At 68.1% G+C, this 23,923-nt stretch carries 26 protein-coding genes; 13 read left to right on the top strand and 13 right to left on the bottom strand.

The features are described 5' to 3' along the window. Nucleotides 1–51: 51 nt before the first annotated feature. Entirely contained in the window at nucleotides 52–636 is a 585-nt protein-coding gene (locus tag ACF66B_RS12970; RefSeq protein WP_392662844.1) for a murein L,D-transpeptidase family protein, read from the top strand. 24 nt (nucleotides 637–660) lie between these two features. Here ACF66B_RS12970 and ACF66B_RS12975 read toward each other — a convergent pair whose 3' ends face one another. Next, entirely contained in the window at nucleotides 661–1,149 is a 489-nt protein-coding gene (locus ACF66B_RS12975) for a CAP domain-containing protein (RefSeq protein ID WP_111429525.1), read from the bottom strand. Between the two features lie 193 nt (nucleotides 1,150–1,342). Here ACF66B_RS12975 and ACF66B_RS12980 point away from each other — a divergent pair, with 193 nt between their 5' ends. Next, entirely contained in the window at nucleotides 1,343–1,945 is a 603-nt protein-coding gene (locus ACF66B_RS12980) for a L,D-transpeptidase (protein ID WP_392662848.1), read from the top strand. A 145-nt stretch (nucleotides 1,946–2,090) separates the two neighbouring features. Then, a complete protein-coding gene (locus ACF66B_RS12985; RefSeq protein ID WP_111429273.1) occupies nucleotides 2,091–2,288 on the top strand; it encodes a hypothetical protein in 198 nt (65 codons plus the stop codon). 316 nt (nucleotides 2,289–2,604) lie between these two features. Here the strand turns inward: ACF66B_RS12985 and recO are convergent, their stop codons facing one another. Next, entirely contained in the window at nucleotides 2,605–3,348 is a 744-nt protein-coding gene (gene recO, locus ACF66B_RS12990; RefSeq protein ID WP_111429272.1) for a DNA repair protein RecO, read from the bottom strand. 414 nt (nucleotides 3,349–3,762) lie between these two features. Here recO and chrA point away from each other — a divergent pair, with 414 nt between their 5' ends. Next, nucleotides 3,763–4,977 carry a chromate efflux transporter gene (gene chrA / locus ACF66B_RS12995; RefSeq protein WP_111429524.1) on the top strand — a complete coding sequence of 405 codons (1,215 nt, stop codon included), beginning with the start codon at nucleotides 3,763–3,765 and terminating at the stop codon, nucleotides 4,975–4,977. Between the two features lie 16 nt (nucleotides 4,978–4,993). Here chrA and sfsA read toward each other — a convergent pair whose 3' ends face one another. Beyond that, the gene (sfsA, locus tag ACF66B_RS13000; protein WP_111429271.1) at nucleotides 4,994–5,704 is read right to left on the bottom strand and encodes a DNA/RNA nuclease SfsA; all 711 of its coding nucleotides are present in this window, start codon (nucleotides 5,702–5,704) and stop codon (nucleotides 4,994–4,996) included. A gap of 41 nt (nucleotides 5,705–5,745) precedes the next feature. Here sfsA and ACF66B_RS13005 point away from each other — a divergent pair, with 41 nt between their 5' ends. From ACF66B_RS13005 to ACF66B_RS13025, 5 genes are all read left to right on the top strand, one after another. Beyond that, nucleotides 5,746–6,486 (top strand): competence/damage-inducible protein A, encoded by a 741-nt coding sequence (locus ACF66B_RS13005; RefSeq protein WP_111429270.1) that lies wholly within the window; start codon nucleotides 5,746–5,748, stop codon nucleotides 6,484–6,486. Nucleotides 6,487–6,638: 152 nt separating this feature from the next. After that, nucleotides 6,639–8,471 carry a potassium/proton antiporter gene (locus tag ACF66B_RS13010; protein ID WP_111429269.1) on the top strand — a complete coding sequence of 611 codons (1,833 nt, stop codon included), beginning with the start codon at nucleotides 6,639–6,641 and terminating at the stop codon, nucleotides 8,469–8,471. A gap of 42 nt (nucleotides 8,472–8,513) precedes the next feature. Beyond that, entirely contained in the window at nucleotides 8,514–9,362 is an 849-nt protein-coding gene (locus ACF66B_RS13015) for an SDR family NAD(P)-dependent oxidoreductase (RefSeq protein ID WP_111429268.1), read from the top strand. 71 nt (nucleotides 9,363–9,433) lie between these two features. Continuing rightward, nucleotides 9,434–9,640, top strand: a complete 207-nt coding sequence (locus ACF66B_RS13020) for a twin transmembrane helix small protein (RefSeq protein WP_111429267.1) — start codon at nucleotides 9,434–9,436, stop codon at nucleotides 9,638–9,640. 6 nt (nucleotides 9,641–9,646) lie between these two features. Next, a complete protein-coding gene (locus tag ACF66B_RS13025) occupies nucleotides 9,647–10,219 on the top strand; it encodes a cob(I)yrinic acid a,c-diamide adenosyltransferase (protein WP_111429266.1) in 573 nt (190 codons plus the stop codon). A 22-nt stretch (nucleotides 10,220–10,241) separates the two neighbouring features. On the opposite strand, the gene ACF66B_RS13030 is transcribed toward ACF66B_RS13025, so the two are convergent. From ACF66B_RS13030 to ACF66B_RS13060, 7 genes are all read right to left on the bottom strand, one after another. Then, nucleotides 10,242–10,946 (bottom strand): YjbF family lipoprotein, encoded by a 705-nt coding sequence (locus ACF66B_RS13030; RefSeq protein ID WP_111429265.1) that lies wholly within the window; start codon nucleotides 10,944–10,946, stop codon nucleotides 10,242–10,244. After that, nucleotides 10,943–13,114 (bottom strand): YjbH domain-containing protein, encoded by a 2,172-nt coding sequence (locus ACF66B_RS13035; protein ID WP_162683208.1) that lies wholly within the window; start codon nucleotides 13,112–13,114, stop codon nucleotides 10,943–10,945. Before ACF66B_RS13035 ends, ACF66B_RS13030 begins: the two co-directional genes overlap by 4 nt. 137 nt (nucleotides 13,115–13,251) lie before the next feature. Next, on the bottom strand, nucleotides 13,252–14,109 hold the full coding sequence (locus ACF66B_RS13040) for an SDR family oxidoreductase (protein ID WP_111429263.1): 858 nt from the start codon (nucleotides 14,107–14,109) through the stop codon (nucleotides 13,252–13,254). 721 nt (nucleotides 14,110–14,830) lie between these two features. Continuing rightward, entirely contained in the window at nucleotides 14,831–15,922 is a 1,092-nt protein-coding gene (gene queG, locus ACF66B_RS13045) for a tRNA epoxyqueuosine(34) reductase QueG (RefSeq protein ID WP_111429261.1), read from the bottom strand. A 59-nt stretch (nucleotides 15,923–15,981) separates the two neighbouring features. After that, complete coding sequence (locus tag ACF66B_RS13050) at nucleotides 15,982–16,647, bottom strand: glutathione S-transferase family protein (RefSeq protein ID WP_111429260.1); 666 nt, start codon at nucleotides 16,645–16,647, stop codon at nucleotides 15,982–15,984. Between the two features lie 97 nt (nucleotides 16,648–16,744). Continuing rightward, the gene (mtgA, locus tag ACF66B_RS13055) at nucleotides 16,745–17,437 is read right to left on the bottom strand and encodes a monofunctional biosynthetic peptidoglycan transglycosylase (RefSeq protein ID WP_111429259.1); all 693 of its coding nucleotides are present in this window, start codon (nucleotides 17,435–17,437) and stop codon (nucleotides 16,745–16,747) included. 56 nt (nucleotides 17,438–17,493) lie between these two features. Then, nucleotides 17,494–18,321: a PHB depolymerase family esterase gene (locus ACF66B_RS13060; protein ID WP_111429258.1), complete on the bottom strand. Its 828-nt coding sequence runs from the start codon at nucleotides 18,319–18,321 to the stop codon at nucleotides 17,494–17,496. Between the two features lie 163 nt (nucleotides 18,322–18,484). Here ACF66B_RS13060 and map point away from each other — a divergent pair, with 163 nt between their 5' ends. Beyond that, nucleotides 18,485–19,306 (top strand): type I methionyl aminopeptidase, encoded by an 822-nt coding sequence (gene map / locus ACF66B_RS13065; RefSeq protein WP_392662860.1) that lies wholly within the window; start codon nucleotides 18,485–18,487, stop codon nucleotides 19,304–19,306. Continuing rightward, nucleotides 19,303–19,794 (top strand): L-2-amino-thiazoline-4-carboxylic acid hydrolase, encoded by a 492-nt coding sequence (locus ACF66B_RS13070; RefSeq protein ID WP_392662863.1) that lies wholly within the window; start codon nucleotides 19,303–19,305, stop codon nucleotides 19,792–19,794. The genes map and ACF66B_RS13070 overlap by 4 nt, the downstream gene beginning before the upstream one ends. A 12-nt stretch (nucleotides 19,795–19,806) precedes the next feature. On the opposite strand, the gene ACF66B_RS13075 is transcribed toward ACF66B_RS13070, so the two are convergent. After that, complete coding sequence (locus tag ACF66B_RS13075; RefSeq protein ID WP_111429256.1) at nucleotides 19,807–20,619, bottom strand: class I SAM-dependent methyltransferase; 813 nt, start codon at nucleotides 20,617–20,619, stop codon at nucleotides 19,807–19,809. Nucleotides 20,620–20,713: 94 nt separating this feature from the next. Further along, nucleotides 20,714–21,067, bottom strand: a complete 354-nt coding sequence (locus ACF66B_RS13080) for a DMT family protein (RefSeq protein ID WP_111429255.1) — start codon at nucleotides 21,065–21,067, stop codon at nucleotides 20,714–20,716. A gap of 308 nt (nucleotides 21,068–21,375) precedes the next feature. Here ACF66B_RS13080 and ACF66B_RS13085 point away from each other — a divergent pair, with 308 nt between their 5' ends. After that, a complete protein-coding gene (locus tag ACF66B_RS13085; RefSeq protein ID WP_162683207.1) occupies nucleotides 21,376–21,747 on the top strand; it encodes a hypothetical protein in 372 nt (123 codons plus the stop codon). Between the two features lie 70 nt (nucleotides 21,748–21,817). Further along, nucleotides 21,818–23,179 carry a PepSY domain-containing protein gene (locus ACF66B_RS13090; RefSeq protein WP_111429253.1) on the top strand — a complete coding sequence of 454 codons (1,362 nt, stop codon included), beginning with the start codon at nucleotides 21,818–21,820 and terminating at the stop codon, nucleotides 23,177–23,179. 50 nt (nucleotides 23,180–23,229) lie between these two features. Here ACF66B_RS13090 and ACF66B_RS13095 read toward each other — a convergent pair whose 3' ends face one another. Continuing rightward, on the bottom strand, nucleotides 23,230–23,916 hold the full coding sequence (locus ACF66B_RS13095) for a Crp/Fnr family transcriptional regulator (protein WP_111429522.1): 687 nt from the start codon (nucleotides 23,914–23,916) through the stop codon (nucleotides 23,230–23,232). Nucleotides 23,917–23,923: the final 7 nt, after the last annotated feature.

A 23,923-nucleotide genomic window follows, 5' to 3' on the forward strand; every position in this document is an offset into this window, starting at 1 on the left:
AAATTGGCATGCCCGAATGGGCGCCGTGATCTTGATGAGCAGAGCAGTAACATGACAAGAAATTCCTGGTTGCGGGACAGCGGGGATCATGTAACGCCGTGTGACGGCGATCCTGACAACATATCTCTCTGGACCCGGCGCAGTGCGCTTGCGCTGACCGCCGGCCTACTCGGCGCGGGCATGATGCCCGAGCAGGCGGTCGCATTCGCCCAGAAGGTGCAGCCGCGGGCGAATCATATCGTGGTTTCGAAGAAGAACCGCGTTCTGGCGCTGATGTCGGGAGAAAAGACGATCAAGCGCTACCGGATCGGCCTCGGCTTCACGCCGCATGGCCACAAGAGCCGTTTTGGAGACGGCCGGACGCCGGAGGGCCGCTACTACATCAACCGCCGCAATCCGCGCAGCGAGTATCACCTGAGTCTCGGGATCAGCTATCCCAATGCCAACGACATGGCGCGCGCGCTGGCCTTCGGCGTCGACCCGGGCGGGGATATCTTCATCCACGGCGGACCGCGTCGGACTTCCGAGAAGGGCAAGCGCGACTGGACCGCGGGGTGCATCGCCGTAAGTGACCGGGAAATAGAGGAAATCTGGTCGCTTGTGCCGACCGGAACGCCGATCACCATCCTCGCCTGACACACTCCGGGCGCTGGGTCGGGCTTACTGCCCGACCACCTGAACCCACCAGGTTTTGCCCGTCGCGTCACGATACCAGCCAAGGCCGAGACCGCGGGCGGCAGGATCGAGCATCACGTCCCGCGTATCCTTGAAATCGAGCCAGGTTTTCAGCACCACGAGGTCGCTGTCGGTCCCCTCGGAAATGTTCTCCCCGACGATCTCGCCGCGATACCCGGCACGGAACGCCCGCTCTCGCGGGCTGGTGAGGTCCGAGCCGAAGTGCCAGGCACGGCCCTGGATCGACATGTCGCGGGCATGGGTCTCGGCGGCGGCGTTGAGCTCGGCCGAGAGCTGGACCGGCGGAAGATCATGCTGCATTCGGGCCGCGTTCACCGCATCGAGATGACGAAGCCGGATCGCGTTGGCATCACCGGGGCTGATCTCGCCGATCCCAGGGCTTCCATTGGAAGACGCACATGCGGCGAGAACCAGCAGGGCCAGGGCGAGAACTGCGTGAAACGCACGAAGCATGAGCCATTCCATCCATTTGCGGTTGTGCCCCTCTGCTTAGCGGCTTTGCCGGAATCGATCAAATCCATTCCCTGGGCGCGTCCTCTTCGCAGAGGAACTGTGATTTGATATACACGGTTCTGGAGATCGGGCCGTAATGGCCGGTCGGACTGCAAAACGAGCGTTTGCAACCAAGAGTAGCATGAGCAGAGCGATGACCTTTTCCCTTTCCCGCCGGGCCTTCTCCCGGCTCGCCCTTGGCGCCGCGCTTGGCGGGGCTGCCAGCCGGGCGATTGCCTCCACCGAGGAGGATCCGCTCGACACCTTCGTGCCGGATTCTCAGGACCTTCCACGCCTCAAGCGGCGAATCTCCGGCCTGCAGATGCGGCACTGGCAGGATTACTTCGACAGCGTTAGCCGCGATGCGATTCTCTGCGACACCAATGACCGGGTGCTGCACTACTGGGGTGCGGACGGATTCTATCGGGTCTACCCGACCTCCGTTCCGCTCACCGACCAGCTCACCCGGCGGGGCCGGACGGAGATCACGCTGAAGCGGCCGGCGCCCGAATGGCGACCGACCGAGAACATGCTCGATCGCAATCCCGATCTCCCCAGATATGTAGGGCCGGGGCCGGATAACCCACTCGGAATCCGCGCGCTGAACCTTGGTTGGCCTGCCTATCGCATCCACGGAACCAATGATATCCGCAAGATAGGCAGACAGTCGTCCAATGGCTGCATTGGCCTTTTCAACGAGCATATTCTCGAGGTGTACGACCGCGCCCAGGTCGGAACCCCGGTGTTGCTAATTTGACAACATGGGACAAATCGTGCCGGGCCGCGCCATCGGTGATTGAAAACGCTGTGGAATGTTGCGTAGAGTTTCCTCATTAGCTCGTCCGATCGCAGGTCCGGGTGAGTTAGCAGTTTCGCAGACCCGCACTCTTAGGAGGACAAAAATGAAGTTCATCGTGACCACCGCGGCGGCGCTCCTGCTTGCCGGTCATGCCTTCGCAGGCAACCTGGTTTTCGAAGCTCCGGAAGAGCCCGTCGTTGTTGCCGAGCCCGAGCCGATGGGCGGTTCCAACGCTGCTTGGCTGATCCCGGTGATCGGTCTCGCCGCGATCGCTTACGCCATCTCCGACGACAACTCCTGATCGGATCGCGTTTGCGCGCATATGTGGGGTGTGCGGTCCACTGACTGTCAGTCCTGCGTCTGAACAGAGTTTGGAAAAGGCAGCGCTTTCGGGCGCTGCCTTTTTAAATTGAGCGCCACCCGGCGCCGAATCTCTTCCCCTTGAATCCATCTCCGATTTCAATCCGCGCTCTTTGGACGCGGAGATTTGAGCACGTGCCTGCATTTGAAGTGGCGGCTTTCCGATCATTGCGGGCAGCATCGCAGCTGCGGCCGAGCGCAAGAAACACGTCCGGCGTCTCGGCCAATGCGGTGCGCGTCGCCGCCGTCTACTGCTGCTACAACGCCGCGGCGCGCAGGATCGCGTCGACTGCGCGGGCACGAGCTGCCGGAAGTGATTCGCGCATAAGTTGTGGCGCGAGCCGGTTTTCGAGAAAGTGCCCCGTCAGCCGCAGGGCTTCGGCAAGCTCGGTCGCGGGAAGTGTGGCGCCCGTCGGCCAGCCGTCGCGCAGGAAGGCCGGAAGCGGCAGGAGCCGGTCGGCCCAGGGGGCACCGGCCTGCCGGCTCACTGCCCTGCCGGATTTCGGCGAAACCCAGACGAGATCCTCAGACGTGCCGAGTGCTGCGCAGGTGGCGAGGTCGAGCCCGAAGCCGAGCTCGGCCAGCAGCGCGAGCTCCCAGGCGGCGTAGAGGCCGGGCCAGTCGGGCGCGACCACCAGAGATTCCACCAGCGTGTGGGTCCGGGCGTAGAGCCGCGGATGCGCCTCGCGCTCGGGCAGGCTCACTGCGATGAGCGAGGTCACAGAGCCAAGTGCCGCAAGGGCCGCCCTGTCGCCAAGGAGGAGGCCGGTAAGACCCGGTTCAGGCTCAACGCGGAAAGTCCCGATGTGATCCTCGAGTCGCGCCTGCCAGTGGAGCGCCAGCCGCGCGCCGGGCTGCAGCACCGGTGCCATCCGTCGCGAGCCGCCGCCGCGCACGACACCGGCATGCCGGCCATGATCGCGGGTCAGCGCTTCGATGATCGCCGAGCTCTCGCCATGCCGGCGCACCGAGATCAGGATCCCTTCATCATGCCATTCCATTGCGGCTCACCTGCACCCGCTGCCGAGGAAATGCGCGATCGCGGAGGCGAGGTCGTAGAATTTGGCATCGTCGCCGATCATCGCAACCTCGGCAGGGTCGAGCCCCATGTCGGCCGCGGCCATGTGAAAGAAGGCGGTTGATGAGAAACCGGTAGGGCAATCCCGCCGCCCGTAACTGGCCGAGCGCCTCCAGGGCGCTGGGGAGCGGTGCGCGGCCCTGATAGACCACGCCGCCCAGATCTATCGGCAGGCCCCGAATTATGCTCATCCGTCCTGTCCACACACGCACATGGGGCCGATTAAAGACGATTTCCGGTGCGGGTGAAAGCATGGGCACTCGGGCTTTTCAGTTCCGCGGCGCAGCCGAATCCGCTAGGCCTTCCTCCGAGGCGCAACAAGCAGGGCAGGCGCATGATGCGGGACGGGCGGGCGCACGAACCGGGGACGATTCGGGAGATACTGATCGTCTTCGTGAGGCTCGGATTGACTTCGTTCGGCGGGCCGGTGGCGCATCTGGGATATTTCCGCGACGAATTCGTCCAGCGCCGCGGCTGGATCGGGGATGCCGCCTACGCTGATCTGGTGGCGCTCTGCCAGTTCCTGCCCGGACCGGCCTCGAGCCAGACCGGCTTCGCGATCGGCCTGCTCCGCGGCGGCTGGCGCGGCGGGCTCGCGGCCTGGGCCGGGTTCACGCTGCCCTCCGCGCTTCTCATGCTGCTTTTTGCCTATGGTGCGCCGGCGCTTGGCGCAGGCTTCGGTGGTGGTGTGATCGCCGGGCTGAAGGTCTTCGCGGTGGCGATTGTCGCACAGGCCGTGTTTGGCATGGGGCGGAGCCTCTGCCCGGATGCGCCTCGTATCACGATCATGCTGGCCGCCATGGCGCTGCTCGCGCTCTGGCCCGACCCGAAGGCGCAGCTCGCGGCCATTGCCTTCGGAGCATTGTCAGGGCTCTTGCTGCCGCAAGTGGCCGGGCCGGAGGACACTCCGCCCGCGCCGGAGCGATGGCGACGGCCGAGCGGGCTTCCGGCGCTGGGGGTGTTCGCGGCCCTCTTCGTGTTGGTCCCGCTCCTGGTGCAGGCGGGGTTTGGCGGCCATACGCTGGCGCTCTTCGATGCGTTCTTCCGGGCGGGTGCCCTCGTCTTTGGTGGCGGGCATGTGGTGTTGCCGCTCCTCGAAGGCGCGGTGGTGACACCCGGCTGGGTAAGCCCGGAGGCATTTCTGGCGGGTTACGGTGCGGCGCAGGCGATGCCGGGGCCGCTCTTCACCTTCGCCGCCTATCTCGGTGCCGTCGCGGGGCCGGAGCCCTCCGGGGTTGCGGGCGGCCTGATCGCGCTTGCGGCGATTTCCCTGCCTGGTCTTCTGCTGGTCGCCGGCATGATGCCCTACTGGGAGGGGGTGCGGCGGCGGCCCCGGGCGCGTGCCGCGCTTGCGGGCGTGAATGCTGCTGTGGTGGGGGTCCTTGCCCAGGCGCTCTATGATCCGGTCTTTCTCAAGGGGATTCACGGGCCGGGGGACCTGACACTGGCGACGGCGGCCTTCCTCGCGATCACCGTGCTTCGTGTCCCTGTCTGGTCCGCCGTGATCGCGCTGGCGCTTGCGGGCGGTTTGCGCGGCGGGTTCGGCCTCTGACACCTGCGCGTGCGGCTCAGGCCGGTCCGGTGACCGGGACGGGCCCGCCAAGGCTGATCCCCTCGGGTGAAATGCGGGTGTCATAGGCGATCGCCTCGACACCGGCATCGCGCGCTGCGGCAAAGGCGCGGGCATAGCCGGGGTCAAGATCGGCTGCGAGGCGGAAGCGGGCGCAGTCGGTCCGCTGGATGACGTAGAGCATCACCGCGCGATGGCCTTCCGCCACCATCGCCGCAAGCTCGGCGAGATGCTTCGCGCCGCGGGTGGTCACGCAATCGGGAAACTCCGCCCAGTCGCCCTCGCGCCGCAGATGGACGTTCTTCACCTCGATATAGGTGTCGGGCAGACCGCCACCGCTTGCCAGGAAATCGACGCGGCTTTTGGTGCCATAACGCACCTCGGGCCGGTAGGAGGCGTGGCCGGCAAGCTCGGGGATCGCCCCGGCCGCAAGTGCCTCCCCTACGATCCGGTTCGGCAGGCTGGTGTCGATGCCCGCGAAATGCCCGCCCTCGAGCTCCACGAGCCGCCAGCTCAGCGGCAGCTTGCGCTTGGGGTTCGGCGAGCGCTCGAGCCAGACCGCCTCGCCCGGTGCATCGAGCCCGAGCATCGCACCCGGGTTGGCGCAATGGACGGTTGCCTCGGCGCCGTCTTCCAGGATGACGTCGGCGAGAAAACGTTTATACCTTCGCAGAAGCCTGCCGCGGATCAGGGGAGTCTCGAACTTCATGCGCGCGACCCTGGCCCAGGCGCGAGAGGAGGACAAGCCCGATGCCCAATCCCACTGCCGCAATGCTCGTGATCGGAGACGAGATACTCTCGGGGCGCACCCAGGACACAAACACACCCTATCTGGCGCGGGTGCTCGCCGAGAAGGGGATCGATCTGCGCGAGGCGCGGATGGTACCCGATATCGCGGGCGAGATCGTTGCGGCGGTGAAGCAGCTCCGGGCGCGCTATACCCATGTCTTCACCTCCGGCGGCATCGGCCCCACCCATGATGACATCACCGCCGACTGCATGGCGGCGGCCTTCGGTGTCGGCATCGGCGTGCGGGAGGATGCGCGCGCGATCCTTGCCACGAACTATGCCAATCCCGAGGTCGACCTGAACCCGCAGCGGCTGCGCATGGCGCGGATCCCGGACGGCGCGCGGCTCATCGACAATCCGATCTCCAAGGCGCCGGGCTTCACGATCGGCAATGTCCATGTCATGGCCGGGGTGCCGGAGATCTTCCGGGTGATGGTCGACGGGCTCGTGCCGCGGCTGGGCGGAGGGCGGCCGTTGGTCAGCCGGTCCGTGCGGGTGAACATGCCCGAGGGGCTGCTCGCTGCGCCGCTGGGTGAGGTGGCCGCCGACCATCCCAAGGTGGTCATCGGCTGCTACCCGTTCCATCAGGACGGCAAGCCCTCAGCCAACGTGGTGTTCCGGAGCGAGGACGAGGCCGCGCTCGAGGCCGCTGCCGCTGCGCTCTGCGCACGGGTGGGCGACAAGGCGGCCGCTCCGGTCTGAACCGGAGCCATTTCTTGCCGGTGGCCGCTCGAAATGGCGTGATGAGGGGCGAGGATGCCTTGCCCCCGGCCGAGCCGCGTTCCATCATCGGAACCTGCTTTTGACGCTGGGCCCGCAACTCGCATCGGGACCGAAATGACCACGGGTTCCGAATGACTGGCATATATCTCGTCAATACCGCGCTCTTCGTCGGGGCGGCGCTGGTGCTGATAGGGATCTTCTCGAGCCTCGTTGCCACACGCTTCGGCGTTCCCCTTCTGCTCGTCTTCCTTGTCGTTGGCATGATGGCGGGCCAGGAGGGCCCCGGCGGCATCGTCTTCAACGACTATCAGGCCACATATTTCGTCGGCTCGCTCGCGCTCTCGGTGATCCTGTTCGACGGGGGGCTGCGAACGCGACTATCGACGTTTCAGGGTGTGCTGGCGCCATCGCTGATCCTCGCGACCCTCGGAGTGCTCATCACGGCCACCGTGGCCGGGCTCGCGGCCTGGAGTGTGCTGGACCTGAGCCCGATCGAGGGGCTGCTGCTCGGCTCCATCGTTGCCTCGACCGACGCGGCGGCCGTGTTCTTCCTGCTCCGGACGGGGGGGCTCAGGCTTCAAAGCCGGGTCGGCTCGACGCTCGAGATCGAGTCTGGGACGAACGATCCGATCGCGGTCTTCCTCGTGCTCATCGTCACCGAACTCGCGCTCTCTGGCGAAACCATGCCGAGTCCCGACCTGCTGCTGCGTTTTGCCCAGCAGGGGCTCCTCGGCGCGGTCTTCGGGCTGACCTTCGGGGCTGCCGCCGTCTGGGTGCTCAACAACATCACCATGGCGGGCGGCCTGCATCCGCTCTTCGTGGTGGCGAGCGCCATCCTCATCTCTGCGCTCACCTCGCTCTCGGGCGGCAGCGGCATGCTCGCAGTCTACATGGCGGGGCTGGTGATGGGCAACAGGCCGACCCGCGCCTTTCCCTCGATCACCGGTTTTCACGAGGCGATGACCTGGCTCTGCCAGATCGTCATGTTCCTCGTGCTCGGGCTGCTCGTGACCCCCACGGAGCTGCTCGACTATGCGCTGCCCGGGGCGTTCGTTGCCTTTGTGCTCACCTTCGTCGCGCGGCCCGTGGCGGTCTGGCTCTGCCTCACGCCCTTCGGGTATGCGCGCGCCGACAAGCTCTTCATCTCCTGGGTGGGGCTGCGCGGCGCTGTGTCGATCTTCCTCGCAGCGATTCCGACGCTCGCGGGCGTCGAGCATGCGCCGCTCTTCTTCAACATCGCCTTCTTCGTGGTGCTCTTCTCGCTGCTCTTCCAGGGCTCGACGCTGAAGATCGCCGCGCGCAAGCTCAAGCTCGCGCTCAAGAGCAGCACACACAAGCTCAGCCGCGTCGAGATCGACATCCCCGGCCAGGTGGAGCAGGAGATCGCCGGTTACCCCATCGGCTCCGACACGATCATCCTGGGCCTCACCCGCGTGCCCTCCTGGGCGCGGCCGCTGCTCGTCGTGCGCGAGGGCAACATCATGGACAAGGCCGAGGCGGGCGCGCTCCGGCCCGGCGACTACGCCTATTTCCTCGTGCCGCGCGACCGGCTGCCGCGCCTCGATAGCCTGTTTCGCGAAAGCCCCGACGTGGCCCGGCGCCTCGGCCCGCTCTTCGGCGAGCTCTCGATCCTCGGGGCGACAAAAATCTCCGAGCTCGCGGGCTTTTATGATCTCGATCTGGGCGATGCGCCCGGCGATCTCGCGATTGGTGACTGGCTGGCGCAGAAGCTCGGGACGCAGGTCGCGCTCGACGAGACGTTGAAGCTCGAAGGGGCGCGATTCGTCGTCCGCCGACTCGAGGGCGGGCGCATCGCCCGGATCGGCCTGCAGCTCGATGCGATCATGCGCGTCGAACCCGACGAGCGCCTGCTTCAGCGCATCGAGGAGGAGGTCGACGAACTCGGCCGCCTGCGCCGCTGGCTGCGGCGGTTGTCCCGGCGGCAGAGGCGGAGGAAAACCTGAGGCCGCGCCCCGCTCCCGATCCGAAAATATCCAGGACCGACCATGACACGGACTGATCCCCGCACCCGAAGCGTGCTTCTGACCGGCTGCTCGTCCGGCATCGGCCTCGATGCCGCCCGCACGCTCTCCCGCCGCGGCTGGCGGGTCTTCGCGACCTGCCGCAAGCCGGAGGATTGCGCCCGGCTCGAAGCCGCGGGGCTCGAGAGCTTTCCTCTCGATCATGCCGATCCCGACAGCATCGCGATGGGGGTGGCGGAGACCTTCGAGCGCACTGGCGCGCGGCTCGACGCGCTCGTGGTCAACGGCGCACACGCCATGCCAGCGGCGATGGAGGACGTGCCGCGCGGCGCGCTCCGCGAGATCTTCGAGGCCAACCTCTTCGGCCCCTTCGACCTCATCAACCGGGTCCTGCCGGTCATGCGGCGTGAGGGCGCGGGGCGGATCGTCAACATCTCCAGTGTGCTCGGGATCGTCGCGCTGCCGTTCCGCGGCCCCTATTGCGGCACGAAATTCGCCATGGAAGGCATGACCGACGCGCTCCGCCGCGAGCTTCGGGGCTCGGGCGTCCAGGTGAGCCTCGTGGAGCCGGGGCCGATCACCACGCGGATCCGTGAGAATGCCGTGCCGCATTTCGAGCGCTGGATCGACTGGGAGGCCTCGGCGCTGCGGTTCCGCTACGAGCGTGAGCTGATCCCGCGGCTCTACGCCGAACGCGGCAAGCCCGACCGGTTCGAGCTGCCGCCCTCGGCCTGCACGCGGCGGATCGTCCATGCGCTCGAGGCGCGTCGAGCCCGCGCGCGCTATCGTGTGACGGTGCCGACCCGGCTTGCCGAGGCGATGCGTCGCCTGCTCAGCACCCGGCTCGCCGACAGGATGGCGGGGGGCTGGTAAAGCGCCGGGGCTTTGCTTTGCCGGCCAAATCCGATAGGTGCTGATGACTTCACGGACAGGATGCCCGCGCCATGCTTCACGATCCGCTCTTCGTTCTCGCCGCGATCGCCTGCCTCGCCGTGCTGGCCGTTCTGGTCTTCGGGATCGGCACCTTCGGCAAGGGCGGCGATTTCAACCGAAAATACGCGAACAAGATCATGCGGCTGCGGCTGCTCATGCAGTTCATCGCCATCATCCTGATCGTCGTCTTCGTCTATTTCAGCCGCAAGGGAGGGTGAGCCGCGATGGTCGTTCTCAACAGGATCTATACCCGCACCGGCGATGCCGGCGAGACGGCGCTCGGCAATGGCGCGCGCGTGCCCAAGCATTCGCCCCGGGTTGCCGCCTATGGCACGGTGGACGAGCTCAATGCGGCGCTCGGGCTTGCCCGGCTCCATGCCGAGGGTGAGGCAGACGCCGCGCTCGCGCGGATCCAGAATGATCTTTTCGACCTTGGCGCCGATCTCTGCACGCCCGACATGGAAAACGATGCGACGGCCAAGTATCCGCGCCTGCGCATGGTGCCGGCCCAGACCGAGCGGCTGGAGGCCGAGATCGACGCGATGAACGCGGCGCTCGAGCCGCTCCGGAGCTTCATCCTGCCCGGTGGCACGCCGCTTGCCGCCCATCTCCATGCCTGCCGGACGATCTGCCGGCGTGCGGAGCGGCTGGTGGTGGAACTCGCCGGGATCGAGACGGTGAACGCCGCCGCCGTACGCTACCTCAACCGGTTGTCCGACTGGTGCTTCGTCGCGGCGCGCATCGCCAACGACAACGGGCGCGCCGACGTGCTCTGGGTGCCGGGCGCCAACCGCTGAGGCGCGGCACCGCCAAGCGGGATCAGTTCGTCCCGCCCGTGTAGGGCAGCACCACCTCGATATCGATGTTGCCCTGCCGGAAGCCCGTCCACTGCAGGCTGCGCCAGACCCGTCCGGTGCTGGCATCGGCCAGGTGGAGGTTCTCGAACTTGCCCGTCGGGCCTTCGCAATACTCGCTCACCTCGATGCCCTGGTGGCGTTCGTCGAGAATGACGATCTCGCGTGCAGGGCCACGTTCGAAGCGGCACTGGAAGCTCTCGATGCGCCCCTGCGGGCCGTTGGCCGGAAACTCGTAGCTCCGGGTCACGCCCGCGGGCCATGCCGCGACCGGGATCGGGCGCGAGAGCGGGTCGGGCTGACTCGAGGTCGCCGAGAGCAGGTCGTAGCCGAGCCCGCGCGTGCCGGTGATCTGCGAGCCGACCATGATGATGCTCTGCCGGAGGCCGGAGATGTAATCGACATAAGGCCCGTTGCGGCTCGCGGCCTGGAGATAGGTGGGGGCCTTGTCACCATGGACGCGGGCGCGGATCATCGCCACATCGGCGCGGTTGACGGCTGCGCGCGTCACCGGGGCGCCGCGCGGCGCGGCTTCCTCGGTGGGCTGGTCAAACGGATTGACCTCCTTGACCGCCGCATCGAAGATCGGGTTCACGCCCTCGTTCGAGCAGGCCGCAAGACCCGCGGCGAGACACATCGGCAGGAAGAAGCGGCGGATACCCTGTCTCATTGCCAGAAAGAGCCCCAGTTCTGTTTCAGGTGGCCGCGGTCATAGTCGCGCACGATCGGATAGAGCCGGTTCGTGAGGTCGAGCCGCGCGCCGCCGTCCCGCGAGATCGAGGTGAGCGAAACGCTGTTGCGCGACTTGGTCTCGAACGGAACCGTCCAGCGGAAGGGAATCTCGATCGTGACCCCCTTGTCGAAGCTGCCTTCGCCGAATTCCTCGGCAGTGACGTCCGTGAGGGTGAAATACGCCCCGACCGCCCAGCCATTGGCGAAGCGCCGGGTGAGCCGGAAGCTGCCACCCCAGTCGCCGGCGAGATAGCGCCCGGCATCGATCTCGGCCTCGAGCCCGTAGTAGCCGGTATCCCAGTAGAACGAGGCCTGACCCGTCGCGACCTGATAGTCGTAGTAGCCGAAGCCGAAGGGGCTGTAGTAGTCGCGCTGTGCGACGTAGTTGAGATCGAGGCCGAGGCCCCAGCTCTGATCGGCCGGCTTCCAGAGCACTTCGCCGCCCACGCCGCCGAACATGCGCTCGAGCTGCCCGGCGGAGACACGGCCATATGTGTTCTCGTTGAGCTTGAAGAGGTAGTCCACGCTGAGCTGGGTGAGCTTTGGCGTCCAGTTGGCGTAGTAGAAAGGCGTGTCGCTGCGTACGGGCGGCAGCACGCTCTCCGAGGGTTCGGGATTCGTCGGCGCATTGAAGATCGGCTGGCTGAGAAGGCCGGTCACCGAGAGGCCGGGCGCGAATTCCACGGTTCCGCCGGCTTCGATGTTGATGCCGAGCCGGATCGGATCGTCCGGGGTGAGCAGGTAGAGGTAGGGGGCCGGGACGAGGGTCCAGGAAAATTCCGGATAGGCGTCGCGTCTCCAGGCATCGGGGCCGAGCGAGGGCTCGGCGCCCTCGATCGTCACGCTCTCCCACATCTTCTCGCCGGCGTTCGGCGTGTCGACTTCGGTCTCGATGGCGCGGCGCGGAATGGTGATCGTCGAGGTCTCGAGATTGTCGTTGAGGAGCGTGACCTTGAAGGTCTCGACCGACGCGGGCATCCCGGCGGCGAGCACGCGGGCGGTGCGGCCAATGGCCTTGGGCGGCTGGTTGTAGCGCCGGTTCTCGATGACGACCTGGGCCGTGCGCCCGTCGCTGGCGAATTCCTCGAGCCGGATCCCTTCGCTCTTCAGCACCTCCGCCAGCGCCGTGGCGAGCTGGTCGCGGGCCGCGGGGTTCGCCGCCCAGCCGGTACCGGTGGGCGCGCCGGGCGCGCGGGCATTGACGGGCAGAGGCCCCGCGCCCAGATCCTGCGGCGTGAGTGGCTTGTTGGGGTTGCCGCTCAGGGCGATGTTGAAGCCGACGGTCGAGCCGTACATGTAGTAGGCGCCGAAGGTCACGCCTTCGAACCAGCGATATTCTGCACCGAAGTTGAACGGCGAGTTGCGCTCGAAATCCGAGGCGGAGCTCTTCTGCTCGCGCGAATAGGTGTCGGGCGAATATTCCGCCTTCAGGGTGAACTTGTCGGTGGCGCGCCACTCGACCCCGCCGAAGAACCCGATGTCCTCGCCGTGGAAATAGCTGCCGAAGGCCGGTTTGCCGCCTTCGCCGTAGTCGTTGTCGCGGTCGCACATGCTGGAGGAGACCGAACAGAACGGGTTCTCGGTCATCGCGAGCCCGCTCAGCCGCCCCCAGCCGATCCCGGCCGTGAGGGTGAAATCCTTGGCCACCGTCTTCGAGGCGACGAGATATTCACTCGAATAGACGCCCGTGCCGAGAAAGTCGCGCAGGCCGAGCGCCATCGCCGGACGCCAGCCGGTGCGATCCTCGTCGAGGAGCTGGAACTGGATGTCGAAACTGCGGTCGTAGAGCGAGTATTCCGGATCGTCGCCCTGGCCCCAGTCCTCGATCGAGCTGTAGCGCAGCGTGCCCGAGACCCGCGGCAGGATCTGGAAGGTGAAGTTGCGCCGCGCGGTGGGGCCGAACTGGCTGTAGCTGATGGCGATCTGTCCGTCGGGCTGGGCTTCGGCGCTCGGCATGTCGATGAGGCCGGTGGTGCCGTACAGGTTGAGGCTCGGACGGGGCAGCGGCTTCACCGGCTGCGCCTCGCCCGGGCCCACGGCCAGAACGCCAGCCGTCGTGGCAAGACCCGCCACCGCGTATGCCGCCCAACGCTGCCTCTGACTCATTGTCTGCTCACCTCGCGGCCCTGTTCGACGGGACCTCTTTTCCTTGATTGACCGTCCCTGCATGGCCGAAACGCATTCCGAATGCCAGCCCGGAGGAAAGGCTCCGGTCGATTTCCCGCCGCTGTTGCATCTTGCCCTCAACCGCCGGCGTCCCGAATCGCCCGGAGACCGGCCTTGTAGTCGGGATAGGCGAGATCGACGGCGAGCTCCTCGCGAATGAGGCGGTTCGAGACCTTCTTGCTCTCGGCATAGAACGAGCGGGCCATCGGCGAGAGGCCTGCATCCTCGAAGGCGATCGCGGGGGGGCAGGGCAGGCCGAGAAGCTCGGCGGCATAGGCGATCACGTCCTGTGGCGGCGCTGGCAGATCGTCGGCAACGTTGTAGGCGGCCCCTGGGCGGGGCCGCTCGATCGAGGCGCAGAGCACGCGGGCAATGTCGTCGCGGTGGATCCGGCTGAAGATCTGGCCGTCCTTGACGATCCGCTGGGCCCGGCCTTCGCGCAGCCTGTCGAGCGCGCTCCGGCCCGGCCCGTAGATGCCCGCGAGCCGGAAGATGTGGAGCGGCAAGCCGGTTGCGCGCCAGGCCGCCTCCGCCGCGACGCGCCGCTCGCTGCGGGCATTGACCGGCCGCAGCGTCGAGGCCTCGCTCACCCAGTCGCCCTGACGGTCGCCATAGACGCCCGTCGTCGAGAGATAGCCCACCCAGAGCGGCCTGGCTGCCGCGAGGCTTGCTCCAAACCGCGCGAGAGCCGGGTCTCCCTCGGCATCGGGCGGGATCGAGACGAGGATATGGCTCGCCTCCCCGATCGCAGCCTCGACCGCGGCGGCGTCGGCCCAGTCGACGGGCAGGACACCCGCGCGCCGCAGCTCGTCCGCCCGCTCCGGTGAACGCACCGTCCCGATCCGGCGCCAGCCCGTCCCGAGGCTTGCGGCGAGCGCGGCTGCCGAGTAGCCATGACCCAGTGTCACGAGTGTCGGGAGTTTGGGCTGCACCATGATGGTACCTCTCCGGTTTGGCTTCCTGTTGACTGCCCCGGCGCGCGGAGCCCGGCCATGAGGCGTAGGGCGATCGGTCTTGCGCTGCTGGCCCTGCTGGCGGCGGCGCCGGCCCGGGCGGAAATCCGGTCCTCGGAAGAGTGTGAGGCGGCGATCGCCGCCGATCCGCGAACGGCGCGCGAGGATGCGGCCCAATGGAGCCGCTCGGACGGCGGGGTCGAGGCGCGGGTCTGCGAAGCGGCGGCGCTCGAAGCACTCGGCGCCACCGCCACCGCGGCGCAGCTTCTGACCGGGCTCGCGGAAAACACTTCACGCGCCATGCCGGTCGAGCTTCGTGCCGCGCTTTTCGAGGATGCGGGCCGCCTCTGGCTTCTCGAGCAGCAACCGGGGCTTGCCCGCCAGACACTGGCACGGGCCGATGCACTGACGCCGGCCGCGCCGGCGCGGCTCGAACTCTCTGCGCGGGCAGCGGCGGGCGAGGGCGACTGGCCCGCGGCGCTCCGCGCGCTCGACGCGCTGGTCGCGGCGGAGCCGCAGAACGCGGGCGCCTTCGCGCTCCGGGCCGCGGCGCTCCGCCGTGACAAACAGCTTGTGGCGGCGGCGGAAAGCGCCGAGACCGCGCTGTCGCTCTCCCCCGATCTGCCGGCCGGGCTCTTCGAGGCCGGGGCGGCGGCGGCCGAGCGCGGCGACGTCGCGGGCGCCTCGGAGGCGTGGCAGACCCTCATTCTCGTCCACCCCGAGGATCCGCTGGCCCCGATGGCGCAGCGCAATCTCCAGCGTCTGGTCGAAGACGCGCCAGAGCCCAGCGAGCTGCGTCCGCGACCACGGGGTCCGCATCGCCCGTGAGGCGCGCGGCCGCGGCCGCCAGCCTCGGCTCGCCGGAATTGCCGATGGCGTAGAGGACGTTGCGTACGAAGCGGTTGCGGCCGATCCGCTTGATCGGCGAGCCGCTGAAGACCTCGCGGAAGCCTGCATCGTCGAGCGCGGCGAGTTCCGCGAGGCGCGGGCGCATCTGCTCCGCCCGGCCCGCATAGCCGGTGTCGCGCGCGGCTTGGGCGAACTTGTTCCAGGGGCAGACGGCAAGGCAGTCGTCGCAGCCGTAGATCCGGTTTCCGAGCGCCGGCCGCAGCGCCTCGTCTACCGGCCCGGCGTGCTCGATGGTGAGATAGGAAATACAGCGCCGGGCATCGAGGCGGAAGGGCGCGGGAAAGGCCCCGGTCGGACAGATGTCGAGACAGGCGCGGCAGGAGCCGCAATGCTCCCGCTCGGGCGCGTCCCGGGGAAGATCCAGCGTCGTGAAGATCGCGCCGAGGAAGAACCAGTTGCCCAGGTTTCGCCCCAGCAGGTTGGTGTGTTTCCCCTGCCAGCCGAGCCCCGCCGCCTGCCCGAGCGGCTTTTCCATCACCGGGGCGGTATCGACGAAAACCTTGATCTCGGCGCCGGTCTCGGCCACCAGCCAGCGCCCGAGCCGCTTCAGCCGCTTCTTGACGAGGTCGTGGTAATCGCGGCCGCGGGCATAGACGCTGATCGCGCCCCGGTCCGGCATGCCGAGCACGGCGAGCGGATCGTCCTCGGGCGTGTAGGGTTCGGCGAGCATGATGACCGAACGCGCCGCCGGCCAGAGTGCGGCCGGGTTGCCGCGCCAGGCCATGCGCTCCTCCAGCCAGCGCATCTCGCCATGGTAGCCCGCCGCCACGAAGCCCTCGAGCCGCCCGGCGGCCTCGGGAATGGCGTCGGGCGCGCAGATCCCCATCTCGGCAAAACCCTCGGCCAGGGCCCGCTCGCGGATGCGCCCGGCAAGCTCAGCGGACATGGGCCGGGCCTGCGGCCGGTCGCGGCGCGACGGGTGGCCCGCCGGTCGCGCCGGAAGGATCAGAAATCGAGATCCGCATAATGCTGCGGCGGCGTGAAGCCCGGCACGAGATCGGCGAGGATCGAGCGGAAGGCAGGCCGCGACTTGATCTTGGCATACCATTCGTGGAGCCCGGCATTGCGGCTCCAGTCGATGTCGTTCACGTAATCGAGGCAGGAGAGGTGTGCGGCGGCGGCGAAATCCGCGATCGAGAGCGTGTCGCCCGCCAGCCAGCGCCGGTGCTCCATCAGCCAGCCGATATAGTCGAGGTGGTAGTGGATGTTCTGCCGCCCGGCCTTGATCTTCTCGCTCTCGGGATATCCGGTGCGGGCTAGCTTCTTGTTCACTCGCTCGTAAAGCAGGTTCGCGGTGACCTCGCGGTGGAACTTGTCGTCGAACCAGGCCGCGAGCCGGCGCGCCTCGGCGCGGCCTTCCGGCGTTTCGGGCAGGAGGGAGGGCTCCGGGAAGGTCTCCTCGAGATACTCGAAGATCGCGCCCGAATCGCAGAGCACGAGATCGTCGATCTTCAGCACCGGCACCTGGCAGGCCGGGTTCATGCGCAGGAAGTCGATCCGGCGTTCCCAGGGCTTCTCCGCGACGAGTTCGACCTCGATCTTCTTCTCCGCGAGCACGAGGCGGATCTTGCGGCAGAAGGGGGAGAGGGTCTGGTGATAGAGTCGGCGCATGGCGGGCCTTTGTCTGGGTTCGGGGCGTGTCGGGCGCGAGGCTTCTTCTTATCCGGCCCCGGCGCGCGCAATTCAACCCGCCGAGAGGCCGCAAGGGTCAGGAAAAGCACGCTGCGCGGCCATCGGCCCGGATCGTGGCCGCGCCTCGCTCGATCGCCTTGCCGCGGGCGTTGATCCGGGCATCCCCCGAAACCGGCGAGCGGGAGCGCGGCGCGGGCAGGACGGCCATCAGCCGCCCGGCGCGGAGCGGGCCGAGCTCGCCCGCATCGAGGCCCCAGTAGTGCTGCGCCGCGGCCTGCACCCCGAAGACGCCCGCGTCGAACTCGGCGACGTTGAGATAGACCTCCATGATCCGCCGCTTGGGCCAGAGCGTCTCGATGAGGATGGTGAAACCCGCCTCGAGCCCCTTGCGGGTCCAGGTCCGACCAGGCCAGAGGAAGACGTTCTTCGCCACCTGCTGGCTGATCGTCGAGCCGCCGCGCAGCCGGTTCTCGTCGGCCAGCGCGGCCCGGATGCCGTCGAAGTCGAAGCCCCAGTGATTGCAGAAATTCGCGTCCTCCGCCGCCGCCGCCGAGAGGGGCACATAGTCCGACATGTCCTCGAGCGGGACCCAGTCGCGTTCGATATGCCCGAGCCGGAGCCATTCGGTGAACATGAGCAGGGTGATCGGCGGGTTGACCCAGCGATAGACCAGCACAAGGCCGACCGCGAGCGCCAGGGCGACGAGGAGGAACTTCCGGAGCCAGCGCCAGAGGCGCCTCGCGAGGGTCTTGGCGCGACGCACAACCATCAGATGTTCCTGCCGCGAAAGCAGCGTTCGTGCAAGCGCGGCAAGCGGTTGCCGGTTCAGGGCGGTGGCAGGAAGTCCGCTGCGGCCCGGGCGATGAAGTCCGGCCGGAAGCTGTGGCCGCCGGGGAAGAGGCAGAGATCGAGGATGCGCCCCGCGCTGTCGGTGCGCCGGGTGCAGGTGAGATCGCCCTCCTGTGTGGTTTCCGGCGGGCCGAAATCGCTGAGGCTTTCGGCAAGGGTGAATGCCTGATCGAGATTGCCCTGATGCGCCTCTTCGATCGGGCGGCCCTCCATCGGCACGGTGGTATCCTCCGTGCCCTGGAAATGCATGAGGTTCGCGGGAATTTCCGGGCAGCTCTGCGGCACCGGCGCCCAGAACGTGCCGGACATCGGCACGAACCCGGCGAAGTCGGCGCCGCGCTCGCAGGCGAGCGTCCAGACGAGCATGGCGCCGGAAGAAAAGCCCGCCACCAGGGTCCGGGCGGGGTCGATGCCGAAGCGTGCGGCCAGATCGGCCTTCAGCGCATCGAGATAGCCAAGTTCGTCGCCCCGGCCTTGCGCCGAGCCGGCACCGGGGGCGTTGGGGGCGGACCATTCCTGGCCCTCCGCTTCCGCTGCGACGAGTGCGAGCCCGAGGTCGCCCGCGACCGCGACGAGCCCCTCGTTCCGCATTGCCCCCTCCGCCGAGCCGCCATGGCCATGGAAGAAGATGACGGCACCAGGGGGCGCGCCGTCGGCGCGCGGGCCGGGAAGGGCGACCCGGTAGCTGCGCGCCGTGCCGTCTGCGGTGGTCAGATCGCAGTCGGTCCGGGGGCCGCAGGCCAGCGCGGGCGCGGCGGCAAGGCAGGCGGCAAGAGCCAGTGCGAGGCGGGCGGCGGGTCTCATCGGGCGGGGTTCTCCGCGTGCGGCTTCGGGTGCGGCAGGCGAACACGGCGGGGCGGGATGGGTCAAATCGCGACTGCGCGAGGCGGCCGTCTGCCTGCGGGGGTTTGCAAACCGGGGCGCGAGGGGCTAAATCCGGGATGTCATGACATCGGGAGAGCCTGCCTTGGATGGTTTCCTGCCCGGCCGCCTCAACAGGGACGGCATCCGGATCTATTCGCCTGAAGACTTCGCCGGCATGCACGCGGCCGGCCGGCTTGCGGCCGACATTCTCGACCGCGTCGCGCCGCTGGTGGTGCCGGGGGTGTCCACGCTCGAGCTCGACACGGCGATCCACGACATGATCCGCGAGGCGGGCGCGATCTCGGCGACGGTGGGCTACAAGGGCTACCAGCACGCCTCCTGCATCTCGATCAACCATGTGGTCTGCCACGGCATCCCGTCGCAGAAGCGGCTGAAGCCCGGGGATATCCTCAACATCGACGTCACCGTCATCGTCGATGGGTGGTACGGCGACACGAGCCGGATGTATGTGGCCGGGGCCCCCGCACGGAAAGCCGAGCGGCTGATCGACATCACCCATGACTGCCTCTTCAAGGGCATCGAGCAGGTCCGTCCCGGCAACACCTTCGGCGACATCGGCGCGGCAATCCAGCGCTTCGCCGAGGCGCACCGCTGCTCCGTGGTGCGCGATTTCTGCGGCCATGGGTTGGGCCGGGTCTTCCATGCCGCGCCCAACGTGCTGCATTACGGTCGCTGGGGCTCGGGCCCGGTGCTGGAGCCGGGCATGTTCTTCACCATCGAGCCGATGATCAATCTCGGCCGGCCCGAGACCAAGGTGCTCGACGACGACTGGACGGCCGTCACCAAGGACAAGTCGCTTTCGGCGCAGTTCGAGCATTCGGTGGGCGTGACCGAGACCGGGTGCGAGATCTTCACCCTCTCCCCGGCCGGAAAGTTCCATCCGACCTGGGATCGCGAGGCGTGACCGGCGACGGATCATCTCCGATCCTCGCCCGGCGTCGGGCGCAGGCGGAGGTGATCGGGCCGATCTTCGAGGAAATGGTGCAGGAGATCGGCCGGGAACGGGCCGAGGCGATCCTGGGCAGCGCGATCCGCAAGGCGGCCATCGCGGAGGGCGCGCGCTATCGCGCCGCCGCCGCCGAAGCGGCCGAGGATGATCCGGTGGCGGCCTTCGCCGAGCTTTTCGAGCTCTGGACCCGGGGCGGGGCGCTGGAGATCGAGCTGCTCGGACAGAGCCCGGAGCGCTTCGATTTCGATGTCACCCGCTGCCGCTATGCCGAAATGTATCGCGAGATGGGGCTGGGCGGGATCGGGCACCTGCTCTCCTGCGGCCGGGACGGGGCCTTCGTGGAGGGCTATGACCCGGAGATGAAGCTCGAACGCGATCAGACCATCATGTCGGGCGCCCCCTGCTGCACCTTCCGCTATCGGCGGGCGCCTGCGGGCGGGTGAGACCGGGCGGGGCTATCGCGAGGCCATGGCGACGTGGCCCTGGATCTTTCCCGAAACCGGGCCGGGCCCGAACTCCGCTTCGAGATCCTCGGCACACCGGGCGGTGATCGCTTCGAGATCCTGCGGCGCGCGGGCTTCCAGCTCGGCCCGGAGCGGCGTGCCCTGGCAATAGGCCACAGCGGGAAGGCGGGGCGTTTCGGCGCGGCTCTGCCGCGTGACGGTCTCGATCGCGACAGGGCCGAACCCCGCGCTTTCCAGATCGCCGCGCAGCACCGCGACATCGTGGTAGCCATGGGGCAGGCGGGCGAGAAAGAGCGGCGGATTCTCGGGAAAGAGGCCGGCGACGGTTTCGGTGACGCGGCGCGCGAAGATGTTTTCCTCGATCCGGTCCCAGACGCTGAGGAAGAACAGCCCGCCGGGCCGCAGGACGCGCCGCACCTCGCGGAAGCCCTGCACCTTGTCGGGGAGGAACATCACGCCGAACTGGCAGCAGACCGCATCGAAGCTGCCATCCGCGAACGGCAGGGCCATGGCATCGGCCTGTTGCCAGGTGATCCGCGGGTCGGGCGGCTGGCGCCGGGCCGCGCGGTCGAGCATCGGCTGGTTGAGATCGGTCACGACATAGCGCGCGCCGGGGACCAGCCGGGGGGCGAGCGCCCGAGAGACGACGCCGGTGCCCGCGGCGATCTCGAGGACCGCCTGCGGTGCGGCGGAGGCCACCCGCGCGGCGAGATCCTCGGCATATGTCTCGAAGATGAGAGGGACGAGGCAATCGTCGTAGATGTCGGGTATCGACCCGGCGAAGAGCTTGTCGGTTCCGGACATTTCCCCCTCCCGACCCTGAGGCGGCGCAGCGTTGCCGCCAGCGCCAGAGTATCACGGACGGCGGCTTGCGTCTGCTTTCGGGATGCAGGGGGCCTCAGCCGAAATCCTGGAAGACCAGCCATGCGCCGCAGCAGATGACGGCGAAGCCGAGGGCGTGGTTCCAGCGGATCGGCTCGCCGAGCCAGAGGGTCGAGAAGACGATGAAGATCGAGAGGGTGATGACCTCCTGAATCGTCTTGAGCTGGGAGGCGTTGAAATAGCCGTAGCCGATGCGGTTGGCGGGCACCTGGAGCACGTATTCGAAGAAGGCGATGCCCCAGCTCACCAGGATCGCGATCCAGAGCGGCAGGGCCTTGAACTTCAGGTGGCCGTACCAGGCGAAGGTCATGAAGAGGTTGGATGCGAACAGCAGGCCGACCGTCGCGACCGGGGCGGGAATGGCGGGCATGGGCAGGATCCTCGGAGGGGGATAGGTCTCCCTTCGCGCATATCAGAGCCCCGCGGCGCTGGCGATGGCGGGCGAGTGGGGCGGTGAAAACAGGGCGTTTCACCGTGAAAATCCGAAAATCGCTTTGAAATCATTGGATTTTGTTATTAACAAATCATGAATCGTCGCCGTTCCACCCCCGAAACCAGCCGCGCCCGCGCGCGGGGGGCCGGGGAGCGGAGGGTGGTCTGCCGCGGCGGCACACAGGAAGGGAAGACACCGCTCACGCGGGTGTGATAACGCTTCCCCCGATGACGGATCTGTCGGGCATGAAGGACCGGTGGCTGCGGGGGATCGCCACGCTTGCCATCGTGGTCGCGCTGGCGCTGAGGCTGTTTGGCCCCGGCGGCGCGTTGCCCGTGCGCGAGGGTTACGTCACGCTCTGCACGGGAAGCGAGATCCTCTACATCCCGCTCTCCGAGCTCGGGCTCGCCCCGCCGGACGACACGCCCGCCGCGCCGGTCTCCGACCATTGCCCGTGGTTCTTCCAGTTCCATCCGTTGCCGGTCACGCCGTTCGTGTTCGAGCTGCTGGCCGGGATCTTCACGGTGCAGCCGCGCCCGCCCCTGCCGCCGGTGGCAGCGGCCGGGCGCGTGGCCGCTGCCTTCCATGCAAGAGGCCCGCCGGCGACCGGCGCCTGATCCGGTCTCGACATGATACGCCGCGCCCGATTGCCGGGCGGCGGCCCTCTTGCACTTCGGAATGATGAAAATGACAGAAACTCCCATTCGCAGGGCTCCGGCCTCTGCGCTCTATCGCGCCGTGTGGCGCTGGCATTTCTATGCCGGACTGCTCATCCTGCCCCTGTTGGTCCTGATGGCGGTCACCGGAGGGGTCTACCTCTTCAAGGACGAGATCAACGATGTCACCCAGCGCACGCTGCGCTTCGTGGAGCCCGCGGCCACGGCGCCGCTGCCGCCTTCGGCCCTGACGGCGCGGGCGCTGGCCGCGCATCCGGGCGAGCTCAAGGCCTATTTCCCACCGGCGGCGCCGGACCGGTCCGCGCAGGTGAAGATCGCGGGCGCGGACGGGGTCAGGGACTCGGTCTATGTGAACCCCTATGACGGCACGGTGCTCGGCAGCGCCTGGGACGGCGGCCCCTCCGGCAGCTGGGCGATGTGGCTGGTGCGCAAGCTTCACAGCCTCGAATACGTCGGCTGGCTGGGCAACCGGCTGATCGAGGCCGCGGCGGGCTGGATGGTGCTGCTGGTTGCGACCGGCGTCTATCTCTGGTGGCCGCGCGGGCGCAATGTCGGGGTGCTTGCGCCGCGGCGGACGCGGGGGCGGCCGCTCTGGCGCGACCTGCATGCGGTGACGGGGTTCTATACCGGGCTCTTCATCCTCTTCCTCGCCTTCTCCGGGCTGCCCTGGTCCGGGGTCTGGGGCAAGCAGTTCTACAAGCTCAGCTATGCGGTGGGGCTCGGGATGCCGGATGGCTACTGGTCGAACTATCCGGTCTCCAAGGTGCCCGCAGGCGAGGCGCTCGACCGGACGCCCTGGATCATGGAGCACCAGCCGATGCCGGTGTCGGGGGCCTCGGACGGCGCGCCGGCGGCGCTCGATCAGGTCGTCGCGACCCTGGACGCGCTCGGGGTGCATCCCGGCTATGCGCTCGACATGCCCTCCGGGCCGACCGGCGTGTTCACGGCGTCGGTCTATCCCCATGACGTCACGCAGGAGCGCGTGGTGCATCTCGACCAGTATACCGGCAAGGTGCTGTTCGACATGGGGCTCGACGATCTCGGCCCGCTCGGCCGGGCCGCGGAATGGGGCGTGAGCCTCCACATGGGCCAGGCCTTCGGGCTCGCCAACCAGATCGTGCTGCTGCTGGCCTGTGCGGCGATGGTGCTGCTGGCGGTTTCGGCGGCGGTGATGTGGTGGAAGCGGCGCCCGGCGGGCGCGCTCGGGGCACCGAGCGTGCCGGAGGATTTCCGCATCCCGCAGGCCATCCTCGTGATCGCGGTGCTGGCCGGCGTGTTCTTCCCGCTGGTGGGGCTGTCGCTGCTCGTGGTGGCGGGGCTGGAGCTCTGTGTCCATGCCGCGTCGCGCTGGCGGCGTCGGCGGGCGGCCTGATCCGGCCGGGCCCGGCGGTTTGCGCCGCCGGGCCCGGAGGCCGGGGGGCGTCAGGCTTCCCGGCTGATCTGCTCGAGGCGTTCGACATCGGCGATCTCGAGCCAGCGGTAGCCGGTGCGGAGCACGCCGGCCTCGACGAGGCTGCCGAGCGCGCGGCGCACGCTCGAGCGGGTCATGCCGATCAGCCGGCCGAAATCGTCCTGGTTGCCGTTCACGCGGCCCTGTGCATCCGCGAGCCGCAGGAGCAGGCGGGCAAGCCGCGCCCGCGGGCTGAGCGCCAGGGCTTCGGCCAGCAGGGTCACGGCGGTCGTGACGTTGTTGAAGCTCTGTTCGTAGAACATCTGCCAGCAGGCCGGATCGCGGGCGAGCAGCTCGCGCACGGCGGCCTGGGGAATGTGGAAGACCCGGCTTTCCGCCGCGGCGGAGAGGCTCACGAGGCGGCGGCCGCCGGCGAGCGGCGTGCCCTCGCCGATCCAGAAGCCGGGTTCGGCCCGGTGGATCGCCACCGGCTCGTCCCCCAGCAGCGGAAAGGTGAGATCGAGCGCCCCGGCGCCGAGGCCGAAGAGGCCGTTGGGCTCGTCGCCCGCGAAATAGAGCGTCTCGCCCGCCACGAACCGCCGCCAGCGGCCGTTTTCCGCGGCCCAGGTCTTGAAGGTATCCGGCTGGGTGGAGAGCCACCCCACCCGGTCGAGGGGGGCGAGGTCTGCCAGCGACGGTTTGTGTCTGAATTGGTTCATCTGCACC

The organism is Amaricoccus sp. B4 (assembly GCF_043226085.1).
Classification (GTDB): domain Bacteria; phylum Pseudomonadota; class Alphaproteobacteria; order Rhodobacterales; family Rhodobacteraceae; genus Amaricoccus.